The organism is Psychrobacter sp. NPDC064578 (assembly GCF_044901245.1).
Lineage (GTDB): Bacteria > Pseudomonadota > Gammaproteobacteria > Pseudomonadales > Moraxellaceae > Psychrobacter > Psychrobacter cibarius_C.
In genome coordinates this window covers 353,205-379,755 of sequence record NZ_JBJDPI010000002.1, presented here as the reverse complement: position 1 = coordinate 379,755, position 26,551 = coordinate 353,205, and the positions used below count along the sequence as shown (strand labels likewise).

Annotated in this window: 22 protein-coding genes; 16 read left to right on the top strand and 6 right to left on the bottom strand. The window is 43.0% G+C overall.

Annotation, left to right across the window (positions count from 1 at the left end; genetic code table 11):
* From ACI2JM_RS03475 to ACI2JM_RS03465, 3 genes are all read left to right on the top strand, one after another.
* A complete protein-coding gene (locus tag ACI2JM_RS03475; protein ID WP_404642139.1) occupies positions 1 to 663 on the top strand; it encodes an OmpA family protein in 663 nt (220 codons plus the stop codon).
* Positions 664 to 723: 60 nt separating this feature from the next.
* The gene (locus ACI2JM_RS03470) at positions 724 to 1,923 is read left to right on the top strand and encodes a hypothetical protein (protein ID WP_404642137.1); all 1,200 of its coding nucleotides are present in this window, start codon (positions 724 to 726) and stop codon (positions 1,921 to 1,923) included.
* 70 nt (positions 1,924 to 1,993) lie between these two features.
* Complete coding sequence (locus tag ACI2JM_RS03465; RefSeq protein ID WP_404642135.1) at positions 1,994 to 2,701, top strand: hypothetical protein; 708 nt, start codon at positions 1,994 to 1,996, stop codon at positions 2,699 to 2,701.
* A 36-nt stretch (positions 2,702 to 2,737) separates the two neighbouring features.
* Here the strand turns inward: ACI2JM_RS03465 and ACI2JM_RS03460 are convergent, their stop codons facing one another.
* Entirely contained in the window at positions 2,738 to 3,649 is a 912-nt protein-coding gene (locus ACI2JM_RS03460) for a lysine exporter LysO family protein (protein ID WP_055124515.1), read from the bottom strand.
* Positions 3,650 to 3,918: 269 nt separating this feature from the next.
* On the opposite strand from ACI2JM_RS03460, the gene ACI2JM_RS03455 reads away from it, so the two are divergent.
* Genes ACI2JM_RS03455 through ACI2JM_RS03445 form a run of 3 tightly spaced genes read left to right on the top strand, consistent with a single transcriptional unit; the run spans position 3,919 to position 8,747 of the window.
* Complete coding sequence (locus tag ACI2JM_RS03455) at positions 3,919 to 6,717, top strand: alpha/beta fold hydrolase (RefSeq protein ID WP_404642133.1); 2,799 nt, start codon at positions 3,919 to 3,921, stop codon at positions 6,715 to 6,717.
* The gene (locus tag ACI2JM_RS03450; RefSeq protein ID WP_404642131.1) at positions 6,718 to 7,923 is read left to right on the top strand and encodes a patatin-like phospholipase family protein; all 1,206 of its coding nucleotides are present in this window, start codon (positions 6,718 to 6,720) and stop codon (positions 7,921 to 7,923) included.
* An 8-nt stretch (positions 7,924 to 7,931) separates the two neighbouring features.
* Positions 7,932 to 8,747, top strand: coding sequence for an SDR family NAD(P)-dependent oxidoreductase (locus ACI2JM_RS03445; protein WP_404642129.1), 816 nt, complete (start codon positions 7,932 to 7,934; stop codon positions 8,745 to 8,747).
* Positions 8,748 to 8,754: 7 nt separating this feature from the next.
* Here the strand turns inward: ACI2JM_RS03445 and ACI2JM_RS03440 are convergent, their stop codons facing one another.
* The 3 genes from ACI2JM_RS03440 to nadA form a co-directional block, all read right to left on the bottom strand.
* On the bottom strand, positions 8,755 to 9,648 hold the full coding sequence (locus ACI2JM_RS03440) for a phosphatidate cytidylyltransferase (protein WP_404642127.1): 894 nt from the start codon (positions 9,646 to 9,648) through the stop codon (positions 8,755 to 8,757).
* A gap of 77 nt (positions 9,649 to 9,725) precedes the next feature.
* Positions 9,726 to 11,621, bottom strand: a complete 1,896-nt coding sequence (gene nadB / locus ACI2JM_RS03435; protein WP_404642125.1) for an L-aspartate oxidase — start codon at positions 11,619 to 11,621, stop codon at positions 9,726 to 9,728.
* A gap of 1 nt (position 11,622) precedes the next feature.
* The gene (nadA, locus tag ACI2JM_RS03430; protein ID WP_404642123.1) at positions 11,623 to 12,762 is read right to left on the bottom strand and encodes a quinolinate synthase NadA; all 1,140 of its coding nucleotides are present in this window, start codon (positions 12,760 to 12,762) and stop codon (positions 11,623 to 11,625) included.
* A gap of 270 nt (positions 12,763 to 13,032) precedes the next feature.
* Here nadA and ACI2JM_RS03425 point away from each other — a divergent pair, with 270 nt between their 5' ends.
* The 4 genes from ACI2JM_RS03425 to ACI2JM_RS03410 all read left to right on the top strand — a co-directional run bounded on the left by ACI2JM_RS03425 (position 13,033) and on the right by ACI2JM_RS03410 (position 17,750).
* Positions 13,033 to 14,109, top strand: a complete 1,077-nt coding sequence (locus ACI2JM_RS03425) for an NrtR DNA-binding winged helix domain-containing protein (RefSeq protein ID WP_404642121.1) — start codon at positions 13,033 to 13,035, stop codon at positions 14,107 to 14,109.
* A gap of 170 nt (positions 14,110 to 14,279) precedes the next feature.
* Positions 14,280 to 15,140 (top strand): carboxylating nicotinate-nucleotide diphosphorylase, encoded by an 861-nt coding sequence (nadC, locus tag ACI2JM_RS03420; RefSeq protein ID WP_201559950.1) that lies wholly within the window; start codon positions 14,280 to 14,282, stop codon positions 15,138 to 15,140.
* A gap of 292 nt (positions 15,141 to 15,432) precedes the next feature.
* Entirely contained in the window at positions 15,433 to 16,074 is a 642-nt protein-coding gene (locus ACI2JM_RS03415; RefSeq protein ID WP_083475671.1) for a MarC family protein, read from the top strand.
* Between the two features lie 293 nt (positions 16,075 to 16,367).
* Positions 16,368 to 17,750 (top strand): NAD(P)-binding domain-containing protein, encoded by a 1,383-nt coding sequence (locus ACI2JM_RS03410; RefSeq protein WP_404642118.1) that lies wholly within the window; start codon positions 16,368 to 16,370, stop codon positions 17,748 to 17,750.
* Between the two features lie 134 nt (positions 17,751 to 17,884).
* On the opposite strand, the gene ACI2JM_RS03405 is transcribed toward ACI2JM_RS03410, so the two are convergent.
* Positions 17,885 to 18,487 carry a LysE/ArgO family amino acid transporter gene (locus ACI2JM_RS03405; RefSeq protein ID WP_201559948.1) on the bottom strand — a complete coding sequence of 201 codons (603 nt, stop codon included), beginning with the start codon at positions 18,485 to 18,487 and terminating at the stop codon, positions 17,885 to 17,887.
* A 167-nt stretch (positions 18,488 to 18,654) separates the two neighbouring features.
* Between ACI2JM_RS03405 and ACI2JM_RS03400 the strand changes: the two genes are divergently transcribed.
* From ACI2JM_RS03400 to ACI2JM_RS03390, 3 genes are all read left to right on the top strand, one after another.
* A complete protein-coding gene (locus tag ACI2JM_RS03400; RefSeq protein ID WP_404642116.1) occupies positions 18,655 to 19,398 on the top strand; it encodes a hypothetical protein in 744 nt (247 codons plus the stop codon).
* A 225-nt stretch (positions 19,399 to 19,623) separates the two neighbouring features.
* Positions 19,624 to 20,307 carry a hypothetical protein gene (locus ACI2JM_RS03395; protein WP_109592579.1) on the top strand — a complete coding sequence of 228 codons (684 nt, stop codon included), beginning with the start codon at positions 19,624 to 19,626 and terminating at the stop codon, positions 20,305 to 20,307.
* Positions 20,308 to 20,347: 40 nt separating this feature from the next.
* Positions 20,348 to 20,899: a hypothetical protein gene (locus ACI2JM_RS03390; protein WP_404642114.1), complete on the top strand. Its 552-nt coding sequence runs from the start codon at positions 20,348 to 20,350 to the stop codon at positions 20,897 to 20,899.
* A gap of 211 nt (positions 20,900 to 21,110) precedes the next feature.
* Here the strand turns inward: ACI2JM_RS03390 and rluB are convergent, their stop codons facing one another.
* The gene (gene rluB, locus ACI2JM_RS03385) at positions 21,111 to 22,058 is read right to left on the bottom strand and encodes a 23S rRNA pseudouridine(2605) synthase RluB (protein WP_404642112.1); all 948 of its coding nucleotides are present in this window, start codon (positions 22,056 to 22,058) and stop codon (positions 21,111 to 21,113) included.
* 589 nt (positions 22,059 to 22,647) lie between these two features.
* On the opposite strand from rluB, the gene ACI2JM_RS03380 reads away from it, so the two are divergent.
* Genes ACI2JM_RS03380 through ACI2JM_RS03370 form a run of 3 tightly spaced genes read left to right on the top strand, consistent with a single transcriptional unit; the run spans position 22,648 to position 26,518 of the window.
* Complete coding sequence (locus tag ACI2JM_RS03380) at positions 22,648 to 23,739, top strand: polysaccharide biosynthesis/export family protein (RefSeq protein ID WP_109591689.1); 1,092 nt, start codon at positions 22,648 to 22,650, stop codon at positions 23,737 to 23,739.
* A gap of 9 nt (positions 23,740 to 23,748) precedes the next feature.
* Positions 23,749 to 24,225, top strand: coding sequence for a low molecular weight protein-tyrosine-phosphatase (locus tag ACI2JM_RS03375; RefSeq protein WP_404642110.1), 477 nt, complete (start codon positions 23,749 to 23,751; stop codon positions 24,223 to 24,225).
* A gap of 31 nt (positions 24,226 to 24,256) precedes the next feature.
* Complete coding sequence (locus tag ACI2JM_RS03370; protein ID WP_404642108.1) at positions 24,257 to 26,518, top strand: polysaccharide biosynthesis tyrosine autokinase; 2,262 nt, start codon at positions 24,257 to 24,259, stop codon at positions 26,516 to 26,518.
* Positions 26,519 to 26,551: the final 33 nt, after the last annotated feature.

The following is a 26,551-nucleotide window of genomic DNA, read 5'->3' as shown; positions in this document are numbered from 1 at the left end:
ATGAATACGCTATTGAGAAGTATGCTTGTTGTTTTAATCAGCGTCTTAACGCTATCTGCATGTCAAACGCATGACTTGTCTAACCAAAAAGCTCAAACTATTAATTTGCCAATTATTCTGATGAATTTAGATAGCGACGGCGACGGCGTGCCTGATGATTTAGATCAATGTCCAAATACGACAGAAAACGTGGTAGTGGACGAAAGAGGTTGTCCTGAGATTACAAGTCTTATTGGTATGCCTCCAATGATGGAGTATCGTGCTTTTTTTACCAAGGATAGCAGTGAATTACTGCCACAGTATCATGATGAGCTTGATAGAGTAGCAGAACAGATGAATAACTATGATACGGCTACTATAAAAATTGAAGCTCATGTCTCGAAGGATGAGGTCAATAAAGCTTCTACCTCAATGTTGCAATCAAACTCACTGGCTAAGAATAGAGCACTCATTGTCAAAAATTACCTAATTTTAAATCACAGAATTGAGCCTAGTCGTCTAACTACTCTTGATTGCGGTATTAAAGGTTCTATTGCACCTTCTGATACCGAGGAAGGCAGATCTATGAATCGTAGAGTTTATAGCTTAGTAACTGATTTAAAAAACCACAAAGCTAATTATCATCAAAATGACCTAGGCTCAAACAGGTGTATCGAGTTTTAGTTTTTGTCATTTATTAATAAATAACCATAAGATAAAAATAACTACTCGAAGGCAAATCTCATGCTTATCCCTAAATACTGGGCGCAACACAAACAGCGCTTTGAATCGCTAGAAACGTCTAGTAAACCTTCCAAGCAAGCTACTATCAAACGTTATGGTTGGTCGGACGTCAGTCAAAGTGCAGCGTTAACTCATGCTAAATCACGAGTCAATGAGGCGCATAATCGCTGGCTGGCAGGTGAAGATATCTTACGCCGTGAGCGCAGGGAAGAGTATAACGAAGGCAATAGCATTCCTATTCGTGAAAAGATTATTGATAAGCATGATTTTCCAGAAAATGAACCATCTAATAATAGTGCAGCAGTAACGAAGCTTATCGTTACGCGCAACAGCTATGGCGCACAAGTCGCCAACGTCGATAATATTGCCATTATCGATGTCGATAATGATGATTTATTGCGTCATAACTATCCTGATGATTATAACCATCATGGCTTTATGTCTGCCTTCCTCGTTAATCAAAGCAATCCCGCCAGCAAAATTAAAATTTGGCTTTTTGTTGTTGTTTTTATAATTATTGCCAGTGTCATCGCTTGGCTAGGACTATCATGGTTATGGCTGTTAGTCGTTATGTTTGGTGCGACTGCTTATTTGTGGCAACAAGCCAGCGCCAGAGACAAGACCCGCGCGCAAAAATATGCCGATGATGCCGCCTCTTTACTGCCTTATATGACAGATTTGATCAAAAAACGTATTGCTAATCATCCTACCGAATGCTTTCGTTTATATCAAACACCTGCAGGCTTTCGTATTATTGCGACTCACGATGTTGTATCGCCAAGTGATAGGTTAGTCGCGGAATGGTTTGCGTATTTCCATGCGGATACCAATTATGTTCGTCTATGCCAAGCGCAGCAGTGCTTTCGAGCGCGGCTCACTGCCAAGCCGTGGCGTATGAGTGAGGTTGAGAATAAGAAGTTAGCTAAAGATATCCCTGCTAAGGACTTCTGGTTTGGCTCTGATAATACCGATGTGGACAATAGCATTGAGCAACGTCAAGAGGAGTTAAAAGCGCGCAAACAATGGGTGGCTGATTATGATAAGTATGCCAAAAACTACCGAGCATGCCATTATGTCGAAAGTATGGTTGGTAAAGAGGTTGCTAGGGAAAGTGGCAGTGGAGCACCTTCTCATATTGATGAGTTTATCCAGTGGCATGATAAGGCGTGTCAGGTGGAAAAAAATCTAGAGATGGCTTAGGTTATACTTTTTTTAATTAATTTTTTACGAATGCTAAAGTAGTATTTAATTGTATAGAGGAAGGCTACTGATGGGACTTTATAGCGTTTTATTATTAATAGCATCTATTGCTTTAGCTGGTTGTCAAACTAATACAACTGCGCCGTCTAAAAAGCTACCTAAAGATGAAAATATCAGAACGATGCAGGCAGATAGCGATTTAGATGGCGATGGTGTGCTTGATGCTATAGACGAGTGCCCTGAAACGCCACTTCATACGGTAGTCGATGCTAAAGGCTGTAAAATAATAATTGAGGGAGGTGACGCGCTTGAAATGGAGTTTGCTGGGTTTTTTCCATTAATGAGTAGTCAGTTATCTGCTATTTATGATGCGGAATTTGTAAAAATGGCAGAAAAGATCAACGAGTATCCAGAAGCCAGTATTTTTATTTTTGGTCATGCAGCTACCAATGAAATTGATGAAGATGCTTTAACGACTTTTGGTTTCGATTCTTTATCACGCAATCGCGCTCTCATTATTAAGAACACTTTAGTATTTCAATATAATATCGATGCTAAGCGTATCCGTACTTATGAGTGTTCAAATAAACTATTGGTTAGAGAGACAGATTATATAAACCCTAGTTCTAAAGCGCTTAATCTAAAAGGTCTTGAGGCAAAACAGCGCCGCGCCACTTTAATGGCAAGTAGTACCGTCCATGATTTGATGAGTCTTGAATATGAATCTGATATGCAAAGATATGGTGAATATGCCAAGCACTGTGAACTGTTCGAATAATAACGACTGATTTTCTTCAACCGTTAAAAATTATTCTTACCCCAACGCCGAAAACACCACCATCAACACAGGCGAGACAATATTAATAATAAAGCCAAAGCTAATCGCCAATGGCACGACCTTTAGACCGCCAGATTGCTGAATAATTGGCAGGGTAAAGTCTAAGCTCGTCGCGCCGCCAAGCCCTACCGCTGCTGAGGGATATTTACGCATAAACACGGGGATAAATATCAACGCAAAAAACTCACGTACCAAGTCATTAAATAGCGCGACACTGCCCCAAACCGCGCCATAAGCATCGGTCATGACGATTGCTGATAACGAATACCAACCAAACCCTGATGCCAGTGCCAAGCCTTTGGTCCACGATACCTCACTGAACATCAGCGCAAATATCAAGCCACCAACCAATACAGCTAGTGTAAAGATGACACTCATCTCAACGCCGCGCTTATTCAGCAGCACTTCTTTTAGCGTAATACCTGAGCCTTTTAAGCCAATGCCGACCAACAAAATTAATATCATCAGCATCACCGTCATGGTATTTTCAGGCGGCATATAATTGTCTGGTAAGAAATAACCAATCACCATACCAATGACCACACAAACGACTTGAGCGAGGCTACCACGGATACTCACGCGATGTTCTTTAGATTTTACGCTGGGTTTTTTGGCATGCCATGGACGCAGTCGGTCAAATAGCATCAGGGCAAACAAACCACTGCCAATTGTCAATATCGATAATATAGTCACATAAAGGGCAATTTCGCCTATCTGACTGCCAAGTCCTTCAACTTGTGACAGCTCGATGCCAATCAGCGCTAAGATGATAAATACCAGATAAGACAAGCCTTTATCTGCAAGCTTTGTCATGGTTGGATGAGAAGGAATGGCAAAGCCAATAAACATTGGCATTAATACCAGAACAAGGGTAACTAGGCTTTGCATGGTGATTGGCTCGCGGCATTTTCAAAGGCGTTTTTAAGAAGCTGGAAATTGTATCACATGAAACGATTAATACTGACATGAGCGGCTAAGATTCCTTGTAAAAGCCGACTGTTTGACGACCAAATATCGAGCGTTAAGATAAAATCGTGAATCACTAAGCTGTAAGTCAGGATTTCATTTATGATAATTTGACTGGTAACAACGCTTAAGTATTTACCTGATCAACTTTTGTTGCTACATTAATAGACTTACTATATTTGGCTTGCCTCATGTCGCTATATCAGCTCAAGTCTCAGTTTCAAGATCAGCTGCGCCCAATAAGTGATGCGTTGGTCGAGCAAAAGGTGACAGCAAATCAAGTGACGGTGTCAGCCGTATTACTGAGCCTTGGTACGGCTTATATGATTGCCAAACCCGCAACTGAGCAGCAGGCATTATGGTTGCTGTTACCTTCATCACTGTTTGTGCGTATGGCGCTCAATGCTATCGATGGCATGATGGCGCGTGAGCATGGGCAAGCCTCAAGGCTTGGGGCAGTGCTTAATGAAGTGGGTGATATCGTGGCTGATACGGCGCTCATAGCAAGTCTTGCTCCTCATCTTGCTAATGGTAACTTACAAGCGTCGGCAGTCAATTTACCAAACCGTATATCAATCCATCAGCGTCATATTGTCGGTCTGATTGTGCTTAGTATCAGCACTGAGTTACTAGGTATCACCAGTAATACGATGTTAGATATTAGAGCAAACCAAGGACCTCTAGGCAAAAGCGATCGTGCTTTTCTACTAGGTTTGCTTGGCGCTTTTATGGTGACTAAAGCACCGATCGTGCTATCGCATATCAAAGTGGGTCCACTATTGATACTGACAGAGGCACTACTATTAAAAACTTGCTTGAATCGGCTGCGTTATATGGCAGACTTATATTTGATGCGCAAGCCACCTGTGCTACGCTCAAACCGCTTAGACAGTCTTGAGTCAATACCAGACGCATCGTATCAATCAGTTTTTCTTCTTGGTTACCAAGTGAATGTTGGTCAATCTAATACGCTATTTTTCGATGCTGTTTCATCAAATTATTCTTTATTAAGCTATCCTCTATCAAATTTTTCTTCATTAAATGCCCCTTTATCAAATTCTGCTGTTAAAACGTCCTTTTTGGAGCCTAAGACAATGCCAACCACCCCTCTCAATAGTCATGAAAAAGTGGAGCAGGTTAGCGATACGCTCAATTTATCGTCTTCCAAATTGATAAGCGGTGAAAATTGCTACAATGCTTACGATGGTACGGCAATATATTATCGCTATTGGTTAACGACACCTTTAGAGAATATCAAACAAGCCGGTCAGCAGCACACACAACAACGCCAAGTCATTCTGTTACATCGTGGTCACGAACATTCGGGACGACTAGCAGAGCTTGGGCAACAGTTTGCGGCAGCAGGCTATCAAGTATTTGCTTGGGATGCGCGCGGTAATGGGCGCTCGGGTGGTATCAAGGATCATGCCGAGAGTGTCACCGAGCTTGAGCGCGATTTAGACGGTTTTGTACAATTGGTTATCGGGCAAACGGGCATTGCTATCGAGGATACCTTAATCGTCGCCAGTAGTATCGGTGCGGTACTCGCCGCAGCATGGGTACATGATTATGCGCCAAATATTCGTGGGATGATATTGGGTACGCCAGCGTTGAGTATTCGCTTGTACATGCCATTTGCCATACCATCGCTAAAGGTAGCTCGCGCGCTAGGTCTGATGTCACGCGTGAGCAGCTACGTCAAGGCGCAAGTCTTAACCCATGATAAAGACGCACAGCAAGCTTATAATGCCGATCCGCTGATTTCTAATAGCATTTCAACTGATCTGCTTATCGATACGCATGCCACGGGTCAACGCTTGCTCGATGATGCTAGCGCTATTACTGTACCGACGTTTATATTATGTGCAGGTAAAGATTACGTGGTCGATAAGCAGGCAGAGCGCGATTTTTATGAGGCAATTAATACGACTGATAAACGCTGGCAACTCTATCCAGACAGTTATCATGCAATCTTTCATGAGACCAATAAGGCAGACGTCTTCGCAGATTGTATCGAGTTCGCTGAGCAGGTATTCAGTAAGGACGTTAAAGCGCCTGATTTAAGCGCGGCTCATCTTAATAGTGCCAGTAAAGATAAGGTTGATCGTTTAGCGATTAAACCCTTTAATCCAAGCTTTGCCATTACTCGATTTGCCATGCAAAAATTTGGTCATGTCAGCGACGCGATTGCCACAGGACTGGAGCATGGCTTTGATTCGGGGCATTCGCTCGATCACGTTTATTATAATCAACCGAGTGGGCAGAATAAATTTGGTCAGGCGGTTGATAAGTTTTACTTGAGCAATATTGGTTGGCAAGGGATTCGTATCCGCCGTGAGCATATATTGGAGCTGGCACGCGAGGCTCTGGCAGATATTGAAGACAAAAACCAGAGCAGTACTAAACCATACCAACCAAAACTACTAGATATCGCTAGTGGACATGGCTTTTATGCCTTTGATTTACTGACAGAGTTTACCAGCTTGCACGCTGAGCTACGCGATTATGAGCAGCATAATATCCAAGCATTGCAAGCCAAAGCAGAGCAGTTAGAGATTGCTGATCGTGTCCTTACTTGTCAAAAAGATGCGTTTGACCCTGCCAGTTATTCTTATTTACAGAAGGAAAGTGACAATACTAAAGGCCTTGACGATAAAAAATTTGATATCGCCATTGCTTCTGGTGTCTTTGAATTGTTTTCTGACAATACGCTACCAGCAACGGCATTGGCAGGCATTTATGATAGTTTGAAATCTGGGGGTTATTTGCTTTATACCAATCAGCCTTGGCATCCTGAGCAGGAGTTTATCAGTAAAACCTTAAATAATCATCGCGGTAGCAGTTGGGTGATGCGCTGTCGCTCACAAGCGGAAATGGATCAATTGGTTGAAAATGCTGGCTTTAAGAAAGTCGCCATGCGTATCGATCGCTTTGGTATCTTTACCGTGTCATTAGCGGTTAAAACAGCACCAAATGTTGAAAAGTCATAGATGAATAATGAAAATACCAAGCCTTATGAGCGCGTGCAACTGTTTTCAGGGGGCGGCGCACGTTTTGCTTATTATTTGGGCAGTTATGCGGCATTGGTTGCTCATGATTTGAAGCCAGATCTCATCATTGGTACGTGCGGTGGTAGTCTGTCGGCTTATTTGGTTAATCTAGCGCCTGATCCTAAGGATTTGCAGGATCTCATGTGCAGCCGTGAGTTGTATTATGTCATCAGTGCGATTAGACATGTCGAGCCAGACGAAGCCAATAAACGACTTAAAATACGTTATATGACGCAGGCGCTTAAACGCTGGCGCTTGTCACGGCAAGTTTCTAAAAGCCAAAAACAGCAGCAAACAGACAACTATGAGCGACTATTAGATGAGTTGCAGCAGTTGGCGATGTTTCGGATAGATAACGAGGGGCAATGGCTCGATGAATTGTCTCGTTTTTCGCCCCAGCAGAATAATAATTCGTTTAATACCGCCGCGCCAGAGATAGCCATTATTGCCAGCCGACTGTTTAAAGCACCCAATCAACCCAGCAATCAAACACCTACTGCTGATAGTTCTGTTTACGATGAGTTTAAACTACAAGAGTTATTATTTGCGCCACCGCGTTTGGCAGCATCAGAGCATTTTGATGAAATACTTAACGCACCTGCGCATACGTTTGCCGATAGGCGTATCCATCAGTCAGTAAATATCGTAAAGCAGTGGGAATTTAATTCAGCGGTTCGTGTTTCTATGGCAGATATGTATTATCTACCGCCCATGCATATTGCAACGCTCGGCTGGTGTTTGGGTGGCGTTATTAATCTCACTCCTATTGAGCTAGCATGTCAACTGGGACAGACGGTATTTACAGAGACCAAGGCAGGCTATGATTCTTATCTTGCTGCACCTGCGATTCAGCGTGTTTTTGGTTTTGACCCAAATGAGCGCTTGGCACAAGTGCATGGTTATCAGCCAATGGAAACGTCATCACTTATGAAGTCAGAAAGAAATAGCCATCAATTGCATTGGTTACCCTTTGCAGATAATGGTCAGCAGTTGGCAGGACAGCATGTACAAAAGCGTTTTAATATAAATCAAATGACGGTTGAACTCATTCACAGTGACTATGATGGCTTTGTACAGCAGATGCAGGTGCAATGGCAGTATGGGTATCAGCGTACGGCTGAATATATACAGCAGCATGGTCTATGAACTCTAAAATGAAAAACATCACACAGTCGACTTCAACTCATAAGCCATCACATATTTTCGTTTTTGGCGGTACGAGCGGTCTTGGCTTGGCGTTGGCGCTGCATCATCAGGCGCTTGGCTGGCAAGTGAGCGTAGTTGGTCATAGCGTGTCGAAGATAAACCTTATCAATAGTCAGTATCCTAATATCATGACTTATAATTGCGATTTAACCGATAGCGCGCAAACACAAACGTTGGTAGATAACTTGTCAGATATTAGTTTTCAAAGACTGATTTATAGTGCGGGCAGTTACACCAATGAGCGTGTTCATCATCTGAGTCAAGCTGACAGCGATAAAATGCTAGCAATTAATCTGCAAGCATTTGAGCAGGTTTTTAGATGGGCAAGTGAGCAATTGAAACAGCAAAGTTATTCATTGGATTTTAATAAAAGCAACAAACTCAGCCTGATTTGTATCGCTTCTATCGCCGGTACTATGAATTACCCTTATGCCAGTCTTTATGCCAAAAGCAAACGTGCCATGATTGCGACTGCTAGCGCTTATCGAGCGGCGCTGATGCCTTATAATATTCAAGTCAACTGCATCGCCTCAGGTTATATCGATACTCAAGCATTACGCGATTTGAATAACGGCGATGCCAGTCATAAGCCATTCATCATCAGTACGCAAACGGCGGTTGAGAATGTTATGCAAGCCATTGATGATGATGTTGAGCTGGCAGTATTTCCGCGCTCCACGCGTTATATTACTCGAGCGCTCAATCATTTGCCTAAGCCTATGCTTAACTGGATATTACGCAGTAAATTGGATAAAACGACTTGATAACAGCTTACCCAAGCAGCCAATAAAACAAGGTAAATAGCGGCACGCCAATGAGCAAGCTATCTACTCTGTCTAATACGCCGCCATGTCCGGCGAGCATCGTACCCGTGTCTTTCACCCCGTGCTGACGTTTAAAGGCGGACTCTAATAAATCTCCAGCGATACCACTGACCGCTAAGCCGTAAGCGGCTAATAAGCAAATCCACCAGTTAAAAGGCGTGAGCCAAATGCCTAATAGCGTTGCCAATATCGCCGCTAGCATACTGCCTAAAAGAGCGCCTTCGATACTTTTATTCGGGCTAATGGTTGGGGCAAGACCACGCTTAAACAGTTTGTGACCAAGCAATCGTCCGCATAAATACTGGGCAATATCATTAAATTGACTGGCGAATAACACAAAAAATAAAACGCCATACTGCTCGCGCTGCCAGATTAATTGTTGTAAAGCAATGAGACTGATAATCAGGGTGATAAAAGCAAAACTAACGACTAGGTCTAACCGATTTAGACGTGTGTAAGCTGGAGTAGAATGGGAAGAGGTTTGGCTAAAAGGCAATATCTTGGGTTGTAAACCGCGCTCTTGCAGTTTCTCAATCAGCACAGACTTGCTTTGTAGACACCATAAGCGTTTAATCTCGTAGCAGCCACGCAGACCAATCAAGATGAAAAAAGCGATGAGCAGCCATTGGTAGGGGTAGGTAGGAGGCTGCATGGGTTGGTTATTATCCGTTATCTTAGCGATAACATAACAAGCACAAAGTGCCGCTAACATGAGCCACCATGAGCGGGCGATCAAATAGATTTTCGGTAAGCGCTGACGTAAGCGAGGTAGGGCAAGCATGCCCCACGTCACACTGACGACCATCATAAGTCCGGTCACAAACTGCAAATCAGTAGCCATATTTTTAGCACTTCAAGGTCAATAAAGAACGGCAAGTTACCATTTTTCATGGCTAAAGTGGCAGCTTCCAATTGCTGTTAGATGTTAACAACTGTATTTACCACTCTAGCCTCTGTGTCATCGATTATAGGCTGAAGCAGCCAATCAATGCCACCCTCTCTGCTGCCTGTTTTGTCGCCTTCTCTCAACTTCGATAAGGGCGCAATCACACTGGTTCGAGGTGTGGTTGCCAAATGTGGATAGTCTTGACGATAGTGACCACCGCGACTCTCATAACGCTGATAAGCTGATTGAATAACCAACGTGGCTAATTGTAATTGTCGTGCTAATTGAAAGTAAGGCAGCTCATTCAAAATAGTAGCGTTGTCTTTATTATAGATGCTTAGTTGATTAGAGTCGTAGCAGTTAAGCTGTTGTTGCCATTGTTGTATTTGTAAAAGTGCTTGTTCTAACTGCTGAGCATCACGAGTAATGCCCATATGGGAGGTCATCAAAGCTTTTAGTTCTGCGGTTATTCCAGTGGTGTCAGCATTTATATTGACGTTATGATTAGTATAGCTTTCATATTCAGTAGACGATGGCAAAGTAATGCGCTGACTATCTTTAAGCGTTGGCGCTATCCACGTATCATGGATTAATTTGTTTAAATTAGCATGAGGTAAAGTCGTTTCTAACGTTTCTATTGATGCTAAATAGCGCGGCAAGTCCGTAGCGATATTGCGCCCAACTACTACGCACTCCAAAAGTGAATTACTAGCTAAGCGGTTTGCTCCATGTAGACCTGTATAAGCAACCTCACCAGCAGCATAAAGCCCTGCCACATCGGTCAAACCATTGGCACACGTGACCACACCGCCACAACTATAATGCGCAGTCGGTGCAACGGGGATAGGTTGTTTCGTGATATCAATACCAAGCTCTAATAGCGTTTTATAAATCTGCGGAAAATGCTCCCGTAAAAATTGCTCTGGCAAATGACTGACATCTAAATGTACGTAGCCAAGTCCGTTATTACTGATCTGCTCAGCGATGGCGCGAGCGACGATATCGCGCGGTGCCAATTCTGCCCGTTCATCAATTTCCAACATAAAGCGTTTGCCAGTTTGCGGACAGGTCAGCCGTCCACCTTCACCGCGTAGTGCTTCCGATATTAAAAAACTACTGTCATCTAAGGCTAAGCCAGTCGGGTGAAATTGAATAAATTCCAAATTAGCCAAGCGGCAGCCTGCTTGCCATGCCATCATAACCCCGTCGCCAACACAGACATTTGGTGCACTGGCTCGCTTGAACAACTGTCCTAAACCGCCACTGGCTAAGACGACGGCGTGACTATAAAAAGTCAGTTGTCGCTGATTGCTATGGTTAAAAACTTGCGCCCCTTGGCACTGGTTATCACTATTTGTTAAAAGCCTCAGCGCTTCATGATCAGGCAAAATAGTGATATGGGCAGCGGCTTGCGCCTTTACGGTCAAGGCTTCCATAATGTGTCGACCAGTCGCATCATCCGCATGCGCGACTCGCCTGCAACCATGCCCGCCTTCTTTGGTTAAATGTAAGTCAGCAGTTTGTAGTTCGGTCTGTAGTTTGGTGAAAGGTTTTGCATTATCTTTTTGCGGTATTTGGGTAAAAGGCACGCCTTGCTCACACAACCATTGGACGGCCTCTTGCCCTGCACTTAAAATGCGACTGGTATTGTCAGCTTCGCATAACCCTGCGCCAGCAATTAGGGTATCGGCGATATGATCAGCGACAGAGTCTTCTTTATCCAAGCTTGCCGCGATGCCACCTTGGGCATAATGACTGGAGCAAATCTCCAAGGCGGCTTTGCTCAATACGGTAATATTCAGCGATTTTGGTAACGCTAGAGCCGTGCTTAAGCCTGCTAGTCCAGCGCCAATGATAAGTACGTCAGTTTGTACAATATCATCAGAGCTAGGGGCACTTAATGGCTTCGCGGTAAGTGCCGCGCTCATGTTAGGCAGCCCCGACATTGGCAAACAACTCGCGGTCTTTGACAATATCGCCGCTCGCTGTCACGCGTTGTTTTTGTAATTCGGCAAAATCAAGCATACGTTGCAAGGGCTTTTTAGCTGAGATTGCCAGTTCAGGCGTCATCAAAACTTCACCACTGCGCTGCATTAAGCACTGTTCAATACCTTTTAGACCATTCATTGCCATCCATGGGCAAAACGCGCAACTCTTACAACTGGCACTTTCACCAGCCGTCGGCGCAGCTAAGAAACGCTTATTTGGCGAGCGCTTTTGCATTTCGTGCAAGATACCCAAATCGGTGGCGACAATAAAAGTATCGGCATCCATCTCATAAGTCGATTGCAACAGTTTACTGGTCGAGCCGACCACATCGGCGAGCGCTACTACGCTGTCGGGGGATTCTGGATGCACCAAAACTTTGGCGTCTGGATGATCCTCTTTTAATTGCACCAGCTCGGTCGCTTTAAACTCGTTATGTACAAGGCACGAGCCTTGCCAAAGCAGCATATCTGCGCCAGTCTCTTTAGCAATATATTTACCCAAATGGCGGTCAGGACCCCAAATGATAGGTTCGCCTTGCGCATGTAGATGACGAATAATATCAATACCGACTGATGAGGTAACCACCCAGTCAGCACGAGCTTTGACGGCGGCGCTGGTATTGGCGTAAACAACGACCGTACGCTCAGGATGGGCATCACAAAATGCGGAGAACTCGTCAGCAGGGCAGCCCAAATCAAGCGAACACTCAGCTTCTAGGTCCGGCATAAGTACCGTTTTTTCCATACTTAAAATTTTTGCTGACTCGCCCATAAAGCGTACACCAGCGACTACTAAGGTCTGGGCACTATGCGCTTGCCCAAAGCGTGCCATCTCAAGCGAATCACCCACGCAACCGCCCGTTGCTAATGCCAAATCTTGAATAAAGGGATCGACGTAATAATGGGCGACCAATACCGCATTATGCGCTTTTAATAGCTGTTTGATGTTTTCCTCAACCATGAGACGTTCAGCACGTGGAAGGTCTGCTGGGATTTTAGCTTTGGCATATTCAATATTCATTTGTGTTGCAATGCGATTGTCATTACTCATGATGGGTGCGTCGTAAGGATAAGTGTTCATAGCTGCAAACCTTTTAGGTAGTAACGACAAGCAATATGCCGCTAAAAATAAGTCAATGAATACCGCTGGCTAATCAGATATATTAATTATGCTCATTTTGAGCATAAATACAAGTATTTTTTATACATTTATGATTTATAAAGACTCATTTTATATAATTACAACCACGAACTATGATAATCGTTGATTCAAGCTATACTGAGCAAATGGTCAACAGCTTAGCAGTTGAGCGTTATTTAATAATTAAAATAAAAGGTAATCACTAAAGTCATGACGTTGTCTTATTCACACGCGCATCAGCAAGGTAGTGGCACCACAGAAGTCGTGGCCGTGCTAGTCGCCATTACTGAGCATACCGCTAGGGTCTTAACCGTTGATCAAGGAAAGCTGTTACCCAATGGTCCATTGATGCCGTTGCATCGCTCACTGCAAGCTGGCGTGCGCCAATGGGTTGAGGAGCAAACACAGCAACCACTTGGTTATTTGGAGCAGCTATATACCTTTGTCGATACCAATAGGCGCAACGTTGATGGTCACGCATTGGTCTACGTGAGCTATTTGGGACTGGTACAAGAGACACAAACGCAGCAGCTACAAAGCCAAGCATCGTGGCGCGATTGGTATGATTACTTTCCTTGGGAAAATCATTTGGATGGCATACCTAGCATCATTATGACCAATATTGTGCCAGCATTATTGAGCTGGGCAGATAGCACTAAAGATTCAGGCATTCAGCAGCGCCGCCGTCAGCGTATTGGTTTATGTTGGGGTGTAAGTGAAGCGCTCTTAGTGGGTAATATGACCACAAGTGAAAATGCGGATAATGAATACACAGCCTATGAGCATTATGAAAATAGAGAGTGGGTCGCTGAGCATGTGCTACTGCGCTATGAGATGCTGTATGAAGCGGGACTGATACCGGAAGCACCGAACTATCCACCTAGCTATTCAATGAATCATCAAAGCGCTCATCAATCGAGCCATCAGAATAAGCTACCTGAAAGCTGGTCACAGCTCATTGGTGTGCCGATGTATTATGATCATCGCCGAGTGATTGCAACGGCTATTTCACGGCTTCGTGCCAAAATTGAATACCGACCGCTTATTTTTGGCTTGATGCCAGATGTATTTACCTTGTCACAATTACAACAAAGCGTAGAAGCGCTCTCAGGAGTGCGCTTGCACAAGCAAAATTTCCGTCGTCTGCTAGATTCACAAAAACTTGTGATGGAAACAGGACAGAGTAGTAGCGCCCAACGTGGTCGTCCTGCCAAGCTTTATCGCTTTCGTCATGATATTGAACTACAAAGCTTATTGATGGATAGTAAGTTGCCTAAGCGTAAATAGGCGTCAATAGACTACCTTGCTATCTTTATTTTGATGATTATAAAACCCTGTCGGCTGCACAAAATGATGACGGTTCCTTGCGAGGCTGTTAACTTTACGCTATATTTATGCTCATTTTGAGTTTAATTGCATAAGCATATATGAACGCCACGTTTATTTAAGGGTTAAAAATGACAGTTAAAAAAGAACCAGCATTGGATGACGTATTGCTTAAACCTTTAGTTGAAGCTGCGCTAACTGAGGATTTGGGCAGACGCGGGGATGTCACATCACAAGCCACCATTCCAGCCGATATGCAAGCAAAGCTAGAGATTAAAGCGCGGCAAGCAGGCGTGATATGTGGTATGGATTTGGCACGTTTATCGTTTGCGATGGTTGATTCTCAGATTGAGTTTGTGGCTCAAGTTGCTGATGGTGAATGGGTTGACGCGGGTACAGTCTTGGCTAGTGTGCGTGGTAATGCGCGCCATTTACTGACAGCAGAACGTACCGCGCTCAATTTTATGACCCACTTGAGTGGCATTGCGACAGATACCAGAAAAATTGTAGATAGTGTGGCAAACTATCCTGCGCAAATTACTTGTACACGTAAGACCATTCCAGGCTTGCGCATTGTACAAAAGTATGCGGTACGCTGCGGCGGCGGGCGCAACCATCGTTTGGGACTGGACGATGCTATTTTAATCAAAGACAATCATATTGCCATCGCTGGTGATATAAAGACTGCGATTAAACAAGCCCAAGATTTCGCTGGGCATTTAATTCCTATCGAAGTAGAAGTCGATACTTTAGAGCAGCTAGTGCAGGCACTAGACGCTGGCGTGAGCTTGGTGCTATTAGATAATATGTCCCCTGAAATACTAGCGCAGGCAGTAACGATGTGTAAAGGTCGCGCTAGAACAGAAGCTTCAGGTGGTATTACTCCTGAAACGGTGCAAGCAGCAGCAAAAACGGGTGTTGATTTTATTGCCATGGGTTATTTGACGCACAGTACCACGGCATTAGATATCGGTCTTGATTTTAGCGCATGATTTTCAACATGGCTGTCTTTACCTGCCTGTCTTCACATACCTATTTTAGCGATTAGGCTTTATGAGGTTTTTTACCCGCCAAATAGTGGCTGATATGTCAATGTTTAGCCTCTATTTTCGTCGATAGTCTGCTGCCAGAAAGGTAAGCAAAGTTAATGATTTAATTAGCTTATCTGCCTATGATACAATATAAGCTACAAAGTTATTGTTAACCATCTATTGGGTCATCGTTGCACTCGCACGATGACCTTATCTTTTTGCCCGATTTGACTAATAGACAAGCGAGCGCTCAGTGAATACTGAAATCATCAAGATAATCTTAGCCTTTATGGTACTGATTAATCCCTTTAGCGCTTTGACGTTATTTTTGGATTTGACCCGTGGTTATTCGATGAATAATCGACGTAAAGTGGCGCGTGTTGCTTGTTTGACGATTTTTATCACTATTAGTTTCTTTACGGTAGCAGGCGAGACATTACTAAAAGCACTTGGTATTTCTATCGGCTCGTTTCAGCTGGCAGGTGGCATCTTGGTGTTTTTGATTGCTCTTAATATGATGAATGGCGACGGTAATCCCGTGAAGCCCGATCAAGAAAACTTCGATGTTGACCATGTGCAAGACGCGCCGCCCACCATGGCTGCAGCAGTTGTGCCTATCGCTATTCCAATGATGATTGGACCAGGTGGTATCTCGACGGTGATTATTTATTCTTCACAAGTCTCTGGTATTTTGCAAGTATCTGCCATATTGATTGCTGGTTTATTTATCAGTCTGTTTTGTTATCTAGCATTGATGGCGGCAGGTCGTATCAGTCGCTTGCTGGGTGATACTGGATTGAACATCATGAGCCGAATTATGGGGATGTTATTGGCGGCAGTTTCTATCGAAATTATCGTCAATGGCTTACGCACTTTATTTCCTGATTTAGTGTAATAACGCTACTACCTTATGTTTGTCAGTCAATTTTTTGGCTTATTCCTTAATGGGCGTGTTGAGTATTCAACCTTAGCACTGACAGTGCCGATTTATGAATGTTTAATACGCCTTAATGAAAAGCATGTGCTAACTCATATCAAATTTAAACACCAAAGATTCGGTTAGAAGTCATTTTTGGAGAATAGTCATGTCTTAAGCTATGGCTAATTAATCACCAAAAGTATTCGAAAAAACACCATTCATAAAAATATGTTACAGTGGACAGACAACTATTATCATAGGAGTTAGTCTTGAGTAATAAAAGAATTGCTATTTTAGGTGCAGGTCCAAGTGGTTTAGCACAATTACGCGCTTTTGAAGCGGCTCGTTTGGCTGGCGCAAAAAACTTACCTGAGATAGTTTGTTATGAAAAGCAAAACGCTATTGGTGGCATGTGGAACTATAGCTGGCGCACAGGATTAGACAGAAATGGTGAGCCTGTTCACGGTAGTATGTACCGTTATTTGTGGTCCAATGGTCCCAAAGAGTGCTTAGAATTTGCTGATTATTCGTTTGATGAGCATTTTGGTGAAGCGATCCCTTCATACCCACCGCGTGAAGTCCTAAAAGATTACATTATGGGGCGTATCGATAAACAAGATATTCAAAAACACATCCGCTTTGAATGCCCAGTACGTTGGGTGGCATTTGATGATGAGACGCAAAAATTCACCGTGACGGTGATGAATCATAAAACCAATGAGCAAGAAGTGGAAGAGTTTGATTATGTCGTCGTGGCGACGGGTCATTTCTCCACGCCCAACATGCCTTACTTTGAAGGGTTAGAAGCTTTCCCCGGTCGCATTCTGCACGCGCATGATTTTCGTGACGCCTTAGAGTTCAAAGACGAAGATATTTTGCTCATCGGCAGTAGTTATTCAGCCGAAGACATTGGCACGCAGTGCTATAAGTATGGCACCAAATCAGTCACTATCAGCTATCGCACGCAAGCACTCGGCTATGATTGGCCAGAGGGCATCAAAGAAGTACCTTTGGTCACCCATTTTGAAGAAGATGTGGCGCATTTTGCCGATGGTAGCAGCCAAAAATTTGATGCCATTATTATGTGTACTGGTTACCTGTTTCATTTCCCCTTTATGCCCGATGAATTACGTCTGCAAACGCATAACTGCTTATATCCAGCCAACTTGCACAAAGGGATTTTCTGGCAGCCAAACCCAAAGCTCATTTATTTAGGTATGCAGGATCAGTATTTCACCTTTAATATGTTTGACGCTCAAGCATGGTATGCACGTGATGTGATGATGGGCGATATCGAATTGCCTGAATTGGTACACCGTGAAGCAGATGAGAAAAAGTGGTTGGCAACTTACGCGAAGTGCGTGACGGTCAGCGATTCAATCGACTTTCAAGCCGCTTATATTCGTGATTTAACCAATGCGACCGATTATCCAGAATTTGCAGTTGAAAAACAGGGTGAAATCTTAAAAGAGTGGCAAAAAGATAAAGCCGATAATATTATGACCTTTAGAGAAAAGGCGTATCGCTCTACGTTAACAGGCACGCTATCGCCTGAGTTGCCAGAGCCTTGGTTGGACGTCCTTGATGACTCGCTTGAGCATTTTTTGAACTTAACCTTCGTTAAGCCTAAAAAGCGTAAAAAAGTATCGTAAATAGTAAAAGTGTCAGATTCCAAAAAGCCAAACGCATTTATACAATGTGTTTGGCTTTTTTTATTCTTATATTAATATGTAGGGGCTGTGTTAATGGTTTAGCCTATCACCTATTTTTGCCTTTATCGTTGTTTTTAACTTTGGTACAGATGCCACGCCAAATACAGCATGAGTATCCCTACCAAAGCATCGAGTATATTCCACGCTTTTGGTTTGGCAAATAATGGTTTGAGTAATCGCGCCCCATAACCCAACGCAAAAAAGAAAAAGAATGAGGCGCTGACTGCGCCAACTGCAAATGCCAGCTTACTACTAGCACCCGTTGAAACCATGCCAACGAGTACCAATGTGTCTAAGTAGACGTGTGGGTTGAGCCAAGTAAAGCCAAAACATAATAACAGGGCTTTTTTTAAGCTAGTGACGACTTGTCCCTCGACGGTGAGTGCATGTGTGACGCGCACACTGGCATATAAGCTCTGCAATCCATAGCCCAGCAAGAATACAACGCCAGCGAATTTTGCTATATTGACCACTTGCGGATATTGCGCCGTGACCGCGCCAAAACCGCCAACGCCAGCAGAGATTAACAGCGCATCACTGACCGCGCAAAATAAGCAGACAAAAAATATGTGCTCGCGTTTGAGTCCTTGTTTGAGTACAAAGGCGTTTTGTGAGCCAATCGCGATGATGAGCGATAGCCCAAGTAAGAATCCAGAGGTGTAGTCGGTCGCATTCATAATAGTGTGCTTAGCAGGGGGCGGATAAGAGGTGTTGACATTTTGCTTACTGGCAGCGCGGTAAAAAGCTGTTAAGATACGCTATTGGATAAATCTATGCAATACGAGCGCAATAAGCGTGCACGGGACGAGGGGCAAGGTAGGTCATGGTGGTAAGTCTGACAAGAATGCTAAAGTCATTTGGGCAAGCTCAAGATGACCTGCCAACGCTAGCAGCCAAAAATGCTCAGGAGATGGCTATCAGTCAAGATATAGAGGTGACTGATAATAATAGTAAAAACAATGATAAAAACGATCAAGCTGTCAGTCAGCGTTCTGTACTGACGCCGCCTGAGCGCAGCGAACGTATTTGTGATGCTTTGGCGCAAGTGAGTGATATCAGAACGCCGACACCATTGACTGATCGCTACCTGTCCAATCGCGCTCAGATGCACCCGACCAATAGACCGCCTTTTGACCCCGATACCTTGTGGTATCTCAAACATGGACGCTGCCCGATTATGACTGAGCTTGTTGATGTGGTCGATGAAGCCACCCTAAACGCCATGCCCATCGAGGCGGTTGCGATACTAGACCGTATCAATGGTAAGTTAAAACGCTATCGTGAGTGGAGCAGTGAGCTCAATGAGCAGCAACAACAGCAACATAATGAACGCCAATTTGTCATCGATAAGCTGGTGTCAGAGAGCGTTCCAGAAGCCCTCCATCATTATGAGCAATTACAGCGTTTTAGCCCGCACCGTACCAAAAACAATATGGTGCAAGGAAAAATGACGGCAGGTGACATGCTGACGGATTTGTTTTTAGAAATTGATTATAAGCTTGATGAATTGTTAGATGAGCTGCATCAAACGGTGATGAATCGTTTGGCTTCAACGCACCGTTATGTCAAAAGCCGGACAAAAAGTTAATGGCTGTTGATTGTCATTATAAAATTAACATAATTCAGAGCTTTGATTAAATTGGGGACACGTCCTAACATGGTTTTCACACAAGCGACGCAATGCATAACAATATAGGGCTTTAATAGAGCCTTATTTTTTTGTTTAATAATAACTATCTATCTTATTTAGAATAATAAGAAATTTACCAAGCCATTTAGCCAAGCCATTTTATTCAACAATTAGGATACTCTAATGACTCAAGTTACTGCGATGTTCGTCATGTTCATTTTATATGGAGTGTTACCAGTCGCTGGGTTATATCTGGGGTATCGTGGTATCAAAAAAATGACTGCGCCTAAAATGCTTGAGTACAAAGCGATGCCGCAATTGGGTTACATCCCCGAAAAAATCTTGCCTGTTGAAGTCAAAACAGCACTTGACCAAATCAATGAAAAAGGGGAGAAGCTGCGGGTCATTTATGGCGATACCAATAATGATGGCAAGATAGACGATACAGACACGGTCAATGAAACCTACATTATGATTCAAAATTTAATGGACAGACATGTGCCACTTGCTGTGACTGACTATCGCCGCTTGCACGACTTAGATGTGGGGGATGGCGCGCGCGCTGACACGACCAAAATCAAGCACTCTAATGTGACTGGAAAAGAAGCGCTATTAGATGTATTACGTACCATTAATACTCAGTTTGATGATTTATTGAATGCCTCTTATCATCAAGATGGTCAAAAGCTGCTGGCGACCAACCGCTATCTACAAAAACGCTTTAATAATCCTGCTACTGCGACAGATATGCAAAAGCTCGATAGCAATGTTAGTAGTGTCAATAGTGCTAATATAGAAATTAAAGCGATTGAAAATCCAACTGGCGCAACTGGTAAGAATGTGAGTGCTGAGAATATTAAACTGTAAAGGCAAAGTGGTGTGATTAAACGATGAAGAGTAAGGGTATATGAGCATCTTAATAGGCATTGGCATTGTAACGACCGTCACCACCTTTTATTTGGGTAAAAAAGGCTGGCATGCGCTACACAAAGCGGTCGGTATTTCGCCAGGTGTACTCACTTATCAGGATTATGATGCACCGTTGTCATTGTCCAAACTCAGTTGGCAGCAGCTAAATTTACATAAAAAACACCTGAAAAATTTGTCAGAGCCACAGCTGCGTCAATTAAAACGTATCGATGAAAAAGTAACCCGCTATCAAGCGTATCAAAAATCACTACAAGCTCAGCATAAAACGCCTGCGGTAACAGAGCAGCAGTTTGTATTGAATAAGATGCTGCATACTCGGCTTCCAGAAATTTTATCCAGTCATTATCATTTAACAAATATAAGCACCGATAATATAAGTAATGACAATGAAGCGGAAGCCAATGAGTTATTACAGAGCGTGTTAAATAATATTGAGCAGCGTTTAGATAAGTTACTGGCGCAAATGGACACGCAGCAGTTGCAGGAATTACGAATCATGAAAAACTACATCAATAGTCATGATAGCTAAGCCTAGATTATGAGATTTATCACGACTTGCTATAAATGACCCACAAAAAAGCTGCTAATGATTATTCATCACTGGCAGCTTTTTTATGCGTCACTTTAAAACGATACCATTCACAAAAATTAGAGTAGCAAGGAAAACAAGTGCAAGTACTACGAATGGTAGACTAAACGAGTTTGACACAGCTAATCGTATTTTTTGGGTTTGGTATCACTTAGCGCTTATCGTTGCGGTCACGAGTATTGCGTGTACCACGGCTGGCAGGGCTAGCACTGCTTTTAGGTTTTGCACTGCTGTTGCGATTGTCGCTACCACTGCGGCTATCGCTACGACTGTCAGTAGCGCGACGCGCTTTAAGCGGCTTGCTTCTGATACGCTCTTGCTTCTCTTTCGCTGCGCCATGCAGACCCGTACCATAACGAGGACGCAAGCTCACTAGATCGGTCAACGTATTGATGTCTTTTCTGTCGAGTTCTAAGAAACGACCAGTACGTAGCTCTTTTGGTAGAGCAATCGTGCCATAGCGCGTGCGTAGTAGACGGCTTACTTTCAGGCCTTGTGATTCAAACAAACGACGTACTTCGCGATTACGACCTTCTTTTAGTTGGACGTGATACCACTTGTTGACGCCTTCACCACCACCGTCTTTGATATCTTCGAACTTTGCAAGGCCATCTTCTAGCATAACGCCAGCCGTTAGCGCACGAGCGATCTCAGGCGTGACTTCACCCAATACACGTACCGCATATTCACGAGTGACTTCGCCAGACGGATGCATCAAGCGATGCGCCATCTCACCATCATTGGTAAACAATAATAGCCCAGTTGAATTGATGTCCAAGCGACCAACCATCACCCAGCGATCATGAGTCAGTTTTGGTAAACGCTCAAAAACGGTTGGACGACCTTCTGGATCTTTAGCAGAGCAGACTTCGCCTTCAGGCTTGTAGTAAGCGATAACACGGCGACGCTTCTCGTTTTCAGAGGTGTATTTAATCTGACGACCATCAACGCGAATCTCATCGCCTTGCTCGACGCGATCACCAATGGTCGCAGGTCCGTTATTAACAGTAACACGCCCTGATTTTATGACTTCTTCCATTTGACGGCGTGAGCCAAGACCCATACGGGCGAGGGCTTTCTGTAATTTTTCATCTTTCATAATCATGTCCTTGAGTCGGTGGGTTTACATTTCTCAATGTAAAAAATTGGATTGACTATTCTACGCTATTTTGATGACTTTAGCACGCAAACGAGCCTCTACAAACGGTATCAATTTATCGTTTTATATTAATAAAAGAAAGTTTGCTAAATTAAAAGAGATTTCTAAAATAAAAGTTGGTTAAGTTGGGATAAAAGTAAGATATTTACATACAAATGCTTATATTTATTTTTTAATAAAATAGTGATTTCTTTGAATATTATTAAGATTAGTTAAGCAACATAACCAACACCAAATTTCTATTTTCGGCAGCATGAACCCTAAAAAATACCGCTAACTCCTTTGAATATGTCTTTAGATTTAGATTTTTCTGTCTTTTTGTTTTTATCGATATGCGCTATACGCCTTTTTTGAAAAGGGTTTACGTAAAATAAATTAACTAAAAAAATTGTTCTTACATCAATGTTTATAAATATTGCGTTATGTATAGTTTAGGTGTATATTCAATAAATACATCCTTTTTTATGAATATATTGACAGCAGCAAGGCACTTATTTTTGATTCACGAATATAAATATGAGTAACTGTTATGGTTTATAAATATTTCATTTCTGTACAAAAGCGCTCCTTAATAGCGAGTGCGTCTTGCTTATTGCTGACAGTATTGCTCAGTAGTTGCACAATAAATTCAGGACTTCAGTCTGGAAAATTACCTAAGTCAGGGACATTTACTGCAGAAAACGGTCTACAATTCTATATTCAACCTTTGAGTTTGGCTAATCTACCAGCTAAAGAAGCCGTCATCCTTGATCGAGATTTATATCATTTAGTAAAAACATCTGGGCGTGTCAGCTATGGCATTGCTAAAGGGGATGTTCTCAATATTATCCTGACCAATTATCCAGATATTAATGCCTCAACGTCTAGTCTGACTGTTGACCAGCAAGGGTTTATACAATTCCCCTTAATAGGGAGAGTCAAAGCCAGCGGTCTCAGTGTGCCGCAGTTCACTGCCACTTTGCAAAGCAAGCTTCAACGCTATCTCAAATACTCAGATCCTCAGGTCAAAATCATCAACTACCGTGGTAGTAAGTTTTTTGTGGATGGTGAGGTCAAGCAGTCTGGTGAGTTTGTTATCGCAGATGTGCCCATCTCAGTATATGGTGCTATTTCTATGGCGGGTGGTACGACTGATACGGGTGATTCAAACCATATCGTATTAAACCGTCAAGGCAAAAGTTACAAGCTCGGTATCCAATCATTGAATCAAATGGGGCTGTCTGCCAATCAAATATACTTACAAGACGGCGATGCTATTCATGTCAATAGCCAAAGCCGCAATAAGGTCTATGTATTAGGAGAGTTTGGCAAAATTGAGCCCGTTGCTATTCCTGAGCAAGGGCTGAGCCTAGCGCATGTACTGGGTGAGTCAAATGGATTGAATTCTAATACGGCCAATGCGGCCAAAGTATATATCGTTCGGGATAATCCAAAGTATCAATACACCAATATTTATTATGTCGACATGCAGAGCATCACAAGTTTTGCCTTGGCCAGTCGTTTTGACATGCAAGCCAATGACATCCTTTATGTTGATCCAACTGGCTTGGCGCGCTGGAACCGTATTATTAGCGCCATATTGCCTTCAACATCAGCAATCAATGTGATTTCAGGGATATAGGAGTCAGTCATGGGAGCGTTTGATCAGATCTTGGTTGTTTGTGTTGGCAATATATGCCGCAGCCCGATGGCCGCTGCCATATTAACGGCATATTACCCAGAAAAACACATCGACTCTGCTGGTTTGTCAGCGCTCGTAGGTCACGCAGCTGATGCCAAAGCGGTTGCATTGATGGCCACTCATAATATAGACATCAGTGCTCATATCGCCGAGCAAATTGATGAAGCATTAGTCAGTCAGTCAGATTTAATTTTGACGATGACAACCAGCCAAACCAAATGGATTAAAAATCAGTGGCCGCACTGTCGCGGAAAAACCTTTCGAATAGGGCATTGGCTTGATAAAGATATTGCTGACCCTTATCAGCAGGATGACTCAGCATTTGAGAAGAGTAGACAAGATATTATCGATAGTCTTGAACAATGGACTGACAAGATTAGCGACGCGCCATCGATTAGAGCGTTGAAGTTCAGCGAATGCTATTAAACGATCAACATTGAGCGATGAGTATATGGTTATGAATAATATGGATTCAAAAGACCTATCAACGTCTACGGGTGAAAAAAACAATGACGACATCGATTTAATGGCGCTGGTTTTAGTATTGTTACGTGGTTGGAAAATCATTGCTCTCATGGCGATATTGGGGCTTTTACTAGGGCTTTTGTATACCCGCTATGTGAATCCCATCTATAAATCAGATGCGCTGATACAGATTGAAGAAAATACTCAAGGAATAGAGGCGCTTGGCGAGAGTATCTCAGATTTGGTCGGTGCAGAAGTCAGCAAAGCGGAGACAGAAGCAGAGCTGATAAGATCACGTATGATATTGGAGCCAGTGGTTGAGCTATTGCACCTACGTATTAAGCTAACAGATCCCAATATTGGTCATCTTGATAGAATAAAAAGCAATCGTACTCACACGCAATTAAACACACCGGATGATGTGTCACTTGATACCGAAAATGGCATAGTAAAAGTCCGCCAATTTGATGTATCACCAGCTTACTTAAACCAATCTTTTACACTAACAAAATCTGCTACAGGGTTTGTTTTGAGCAATGGGTTTGATGAATTCAAAGGTCAGCTTGGTCAGGCGCATCAGTTCAAAGGGTTGGACGGTCAGATTAATATCACTGTCACAGAGTTACCTGCTGATGGTTACCCAATTAATATTAGTAAGCAGACGATAAAGGCTGCGACTGACGCTATCAACAGCGCCTTATCCGTTGAAGAAAAAGGTCAAAAAACGGGGATCATTCAGCTGTCGATGACGGGTCCCAACCAAGAGCAAATCACGACTATACTCAATCAGATCGTCCGATCTTACGTCGATCAAAATCAATCTCGCGGTTCTGAAGAAACGACTAAAACACTTGCCTTTATGGAAACGCAGATCCCTCTATTAAAAGAAAAATTAGAGACTTCTGAAGCACTGTTTAATGACTTTCGTAAAAAATATGGCACGATTGATGTGGGTAAAGAAGCCGAGTTGTTATTGAATGAGAAGTCTCGCATCGATGAGCAGCTCAATGAGCTTAAACTAAAAAAAGCAGACTTAACCACTTATTATACCGAAGAACATCCACTGGTCATTCAAATTAATGAACAGCTCAAAGTGCTCAATAATAGAACAAGAGAGATAGATAATACCATTGCAGGTCTACCTGAAATACAGCGAGAGTTTCTAAAGCTATCAGAAGATACTGCCATCAATCGAGAAATCTATCTGACGCTGCTCAAAAATTATGAGCAACTTAAAATCGTCAAGGCTGGTCAAATCGGCTATGCCCGTATTATCGATTCACCGACCAGTACCTTTAATGCCATTGCACCAAATAAACTACAAATCCTGATGCTGACCACATTGATAGGCATGATGTTTGGGGTGATGCTGGTGCTCTTGAAGAATCTTATTAGAAATGTCGTAAAAGATCCAGAGCATTTAGAAACCACTACGGGTATCCCTGTCATTGCAACGATTCCACGCTCACCCTTACTGTCGAGGTTGAGTAAAAAGAAGAGTACCACCCCTCGCATGCTCGCTCATGTTGATCACAGTAGTTTGAGTTATGAGGCGATCAAAAGCTTAAGAACCAATTTGATGTTTGGTATGCCAATGGGAACAGCGGTCGGGCAGCCCGCGCAAGTCATATTGATTACTGGGGAGAGCCCTGGTGTCGGCAAGTCGTTTATCGCTGCCAATTTATCAGAGGTATTTGCCCAGCTCAACAAAAAAGTCTTGGTCATCGATGGTGACATGCGCTTAGGTGAGCTGCATAAAATGTTTAATATGAGCCAACATGATGGTCTTGCCGATTATTTGTTGCAGGATAAAAAGCATTTTTCTCCGATTGATGGTACTCGATCAGACAGTGAGGTTTCTAGCTTAGGGGTCGAAAGCTTTATTCATCCCACTGGTATGGAGTTGATTGATTTCATACCGCGCGGACGGCAGCCGCATAATCCTACCTCCTTATTGATGGGCGAAAAATTCAATCATTTGATGGCAGAATTAAAAACTCAATACGATTATATTGTCATCGACTCACCCCCGATATTGGCGGCGTCAGATGCTATGGTACTTGCGCAACATGCAGACAAAGTACTCATCGTTACGAAGTTTAATCATTCAATAGAAGGGCAGCTGGTTTATGCGATCAAGCAAATGAATAAAGCCAATGTACAAGTAGATGGCATTATTCTCAATGATGTACAGCAGGGTCTTATGGATAAATATAGCTATCACTATCATTATGCCTATGGAGATAACCGCTAGTTTGCGTGGTTGTCGCTTATAAGCAAACCAACT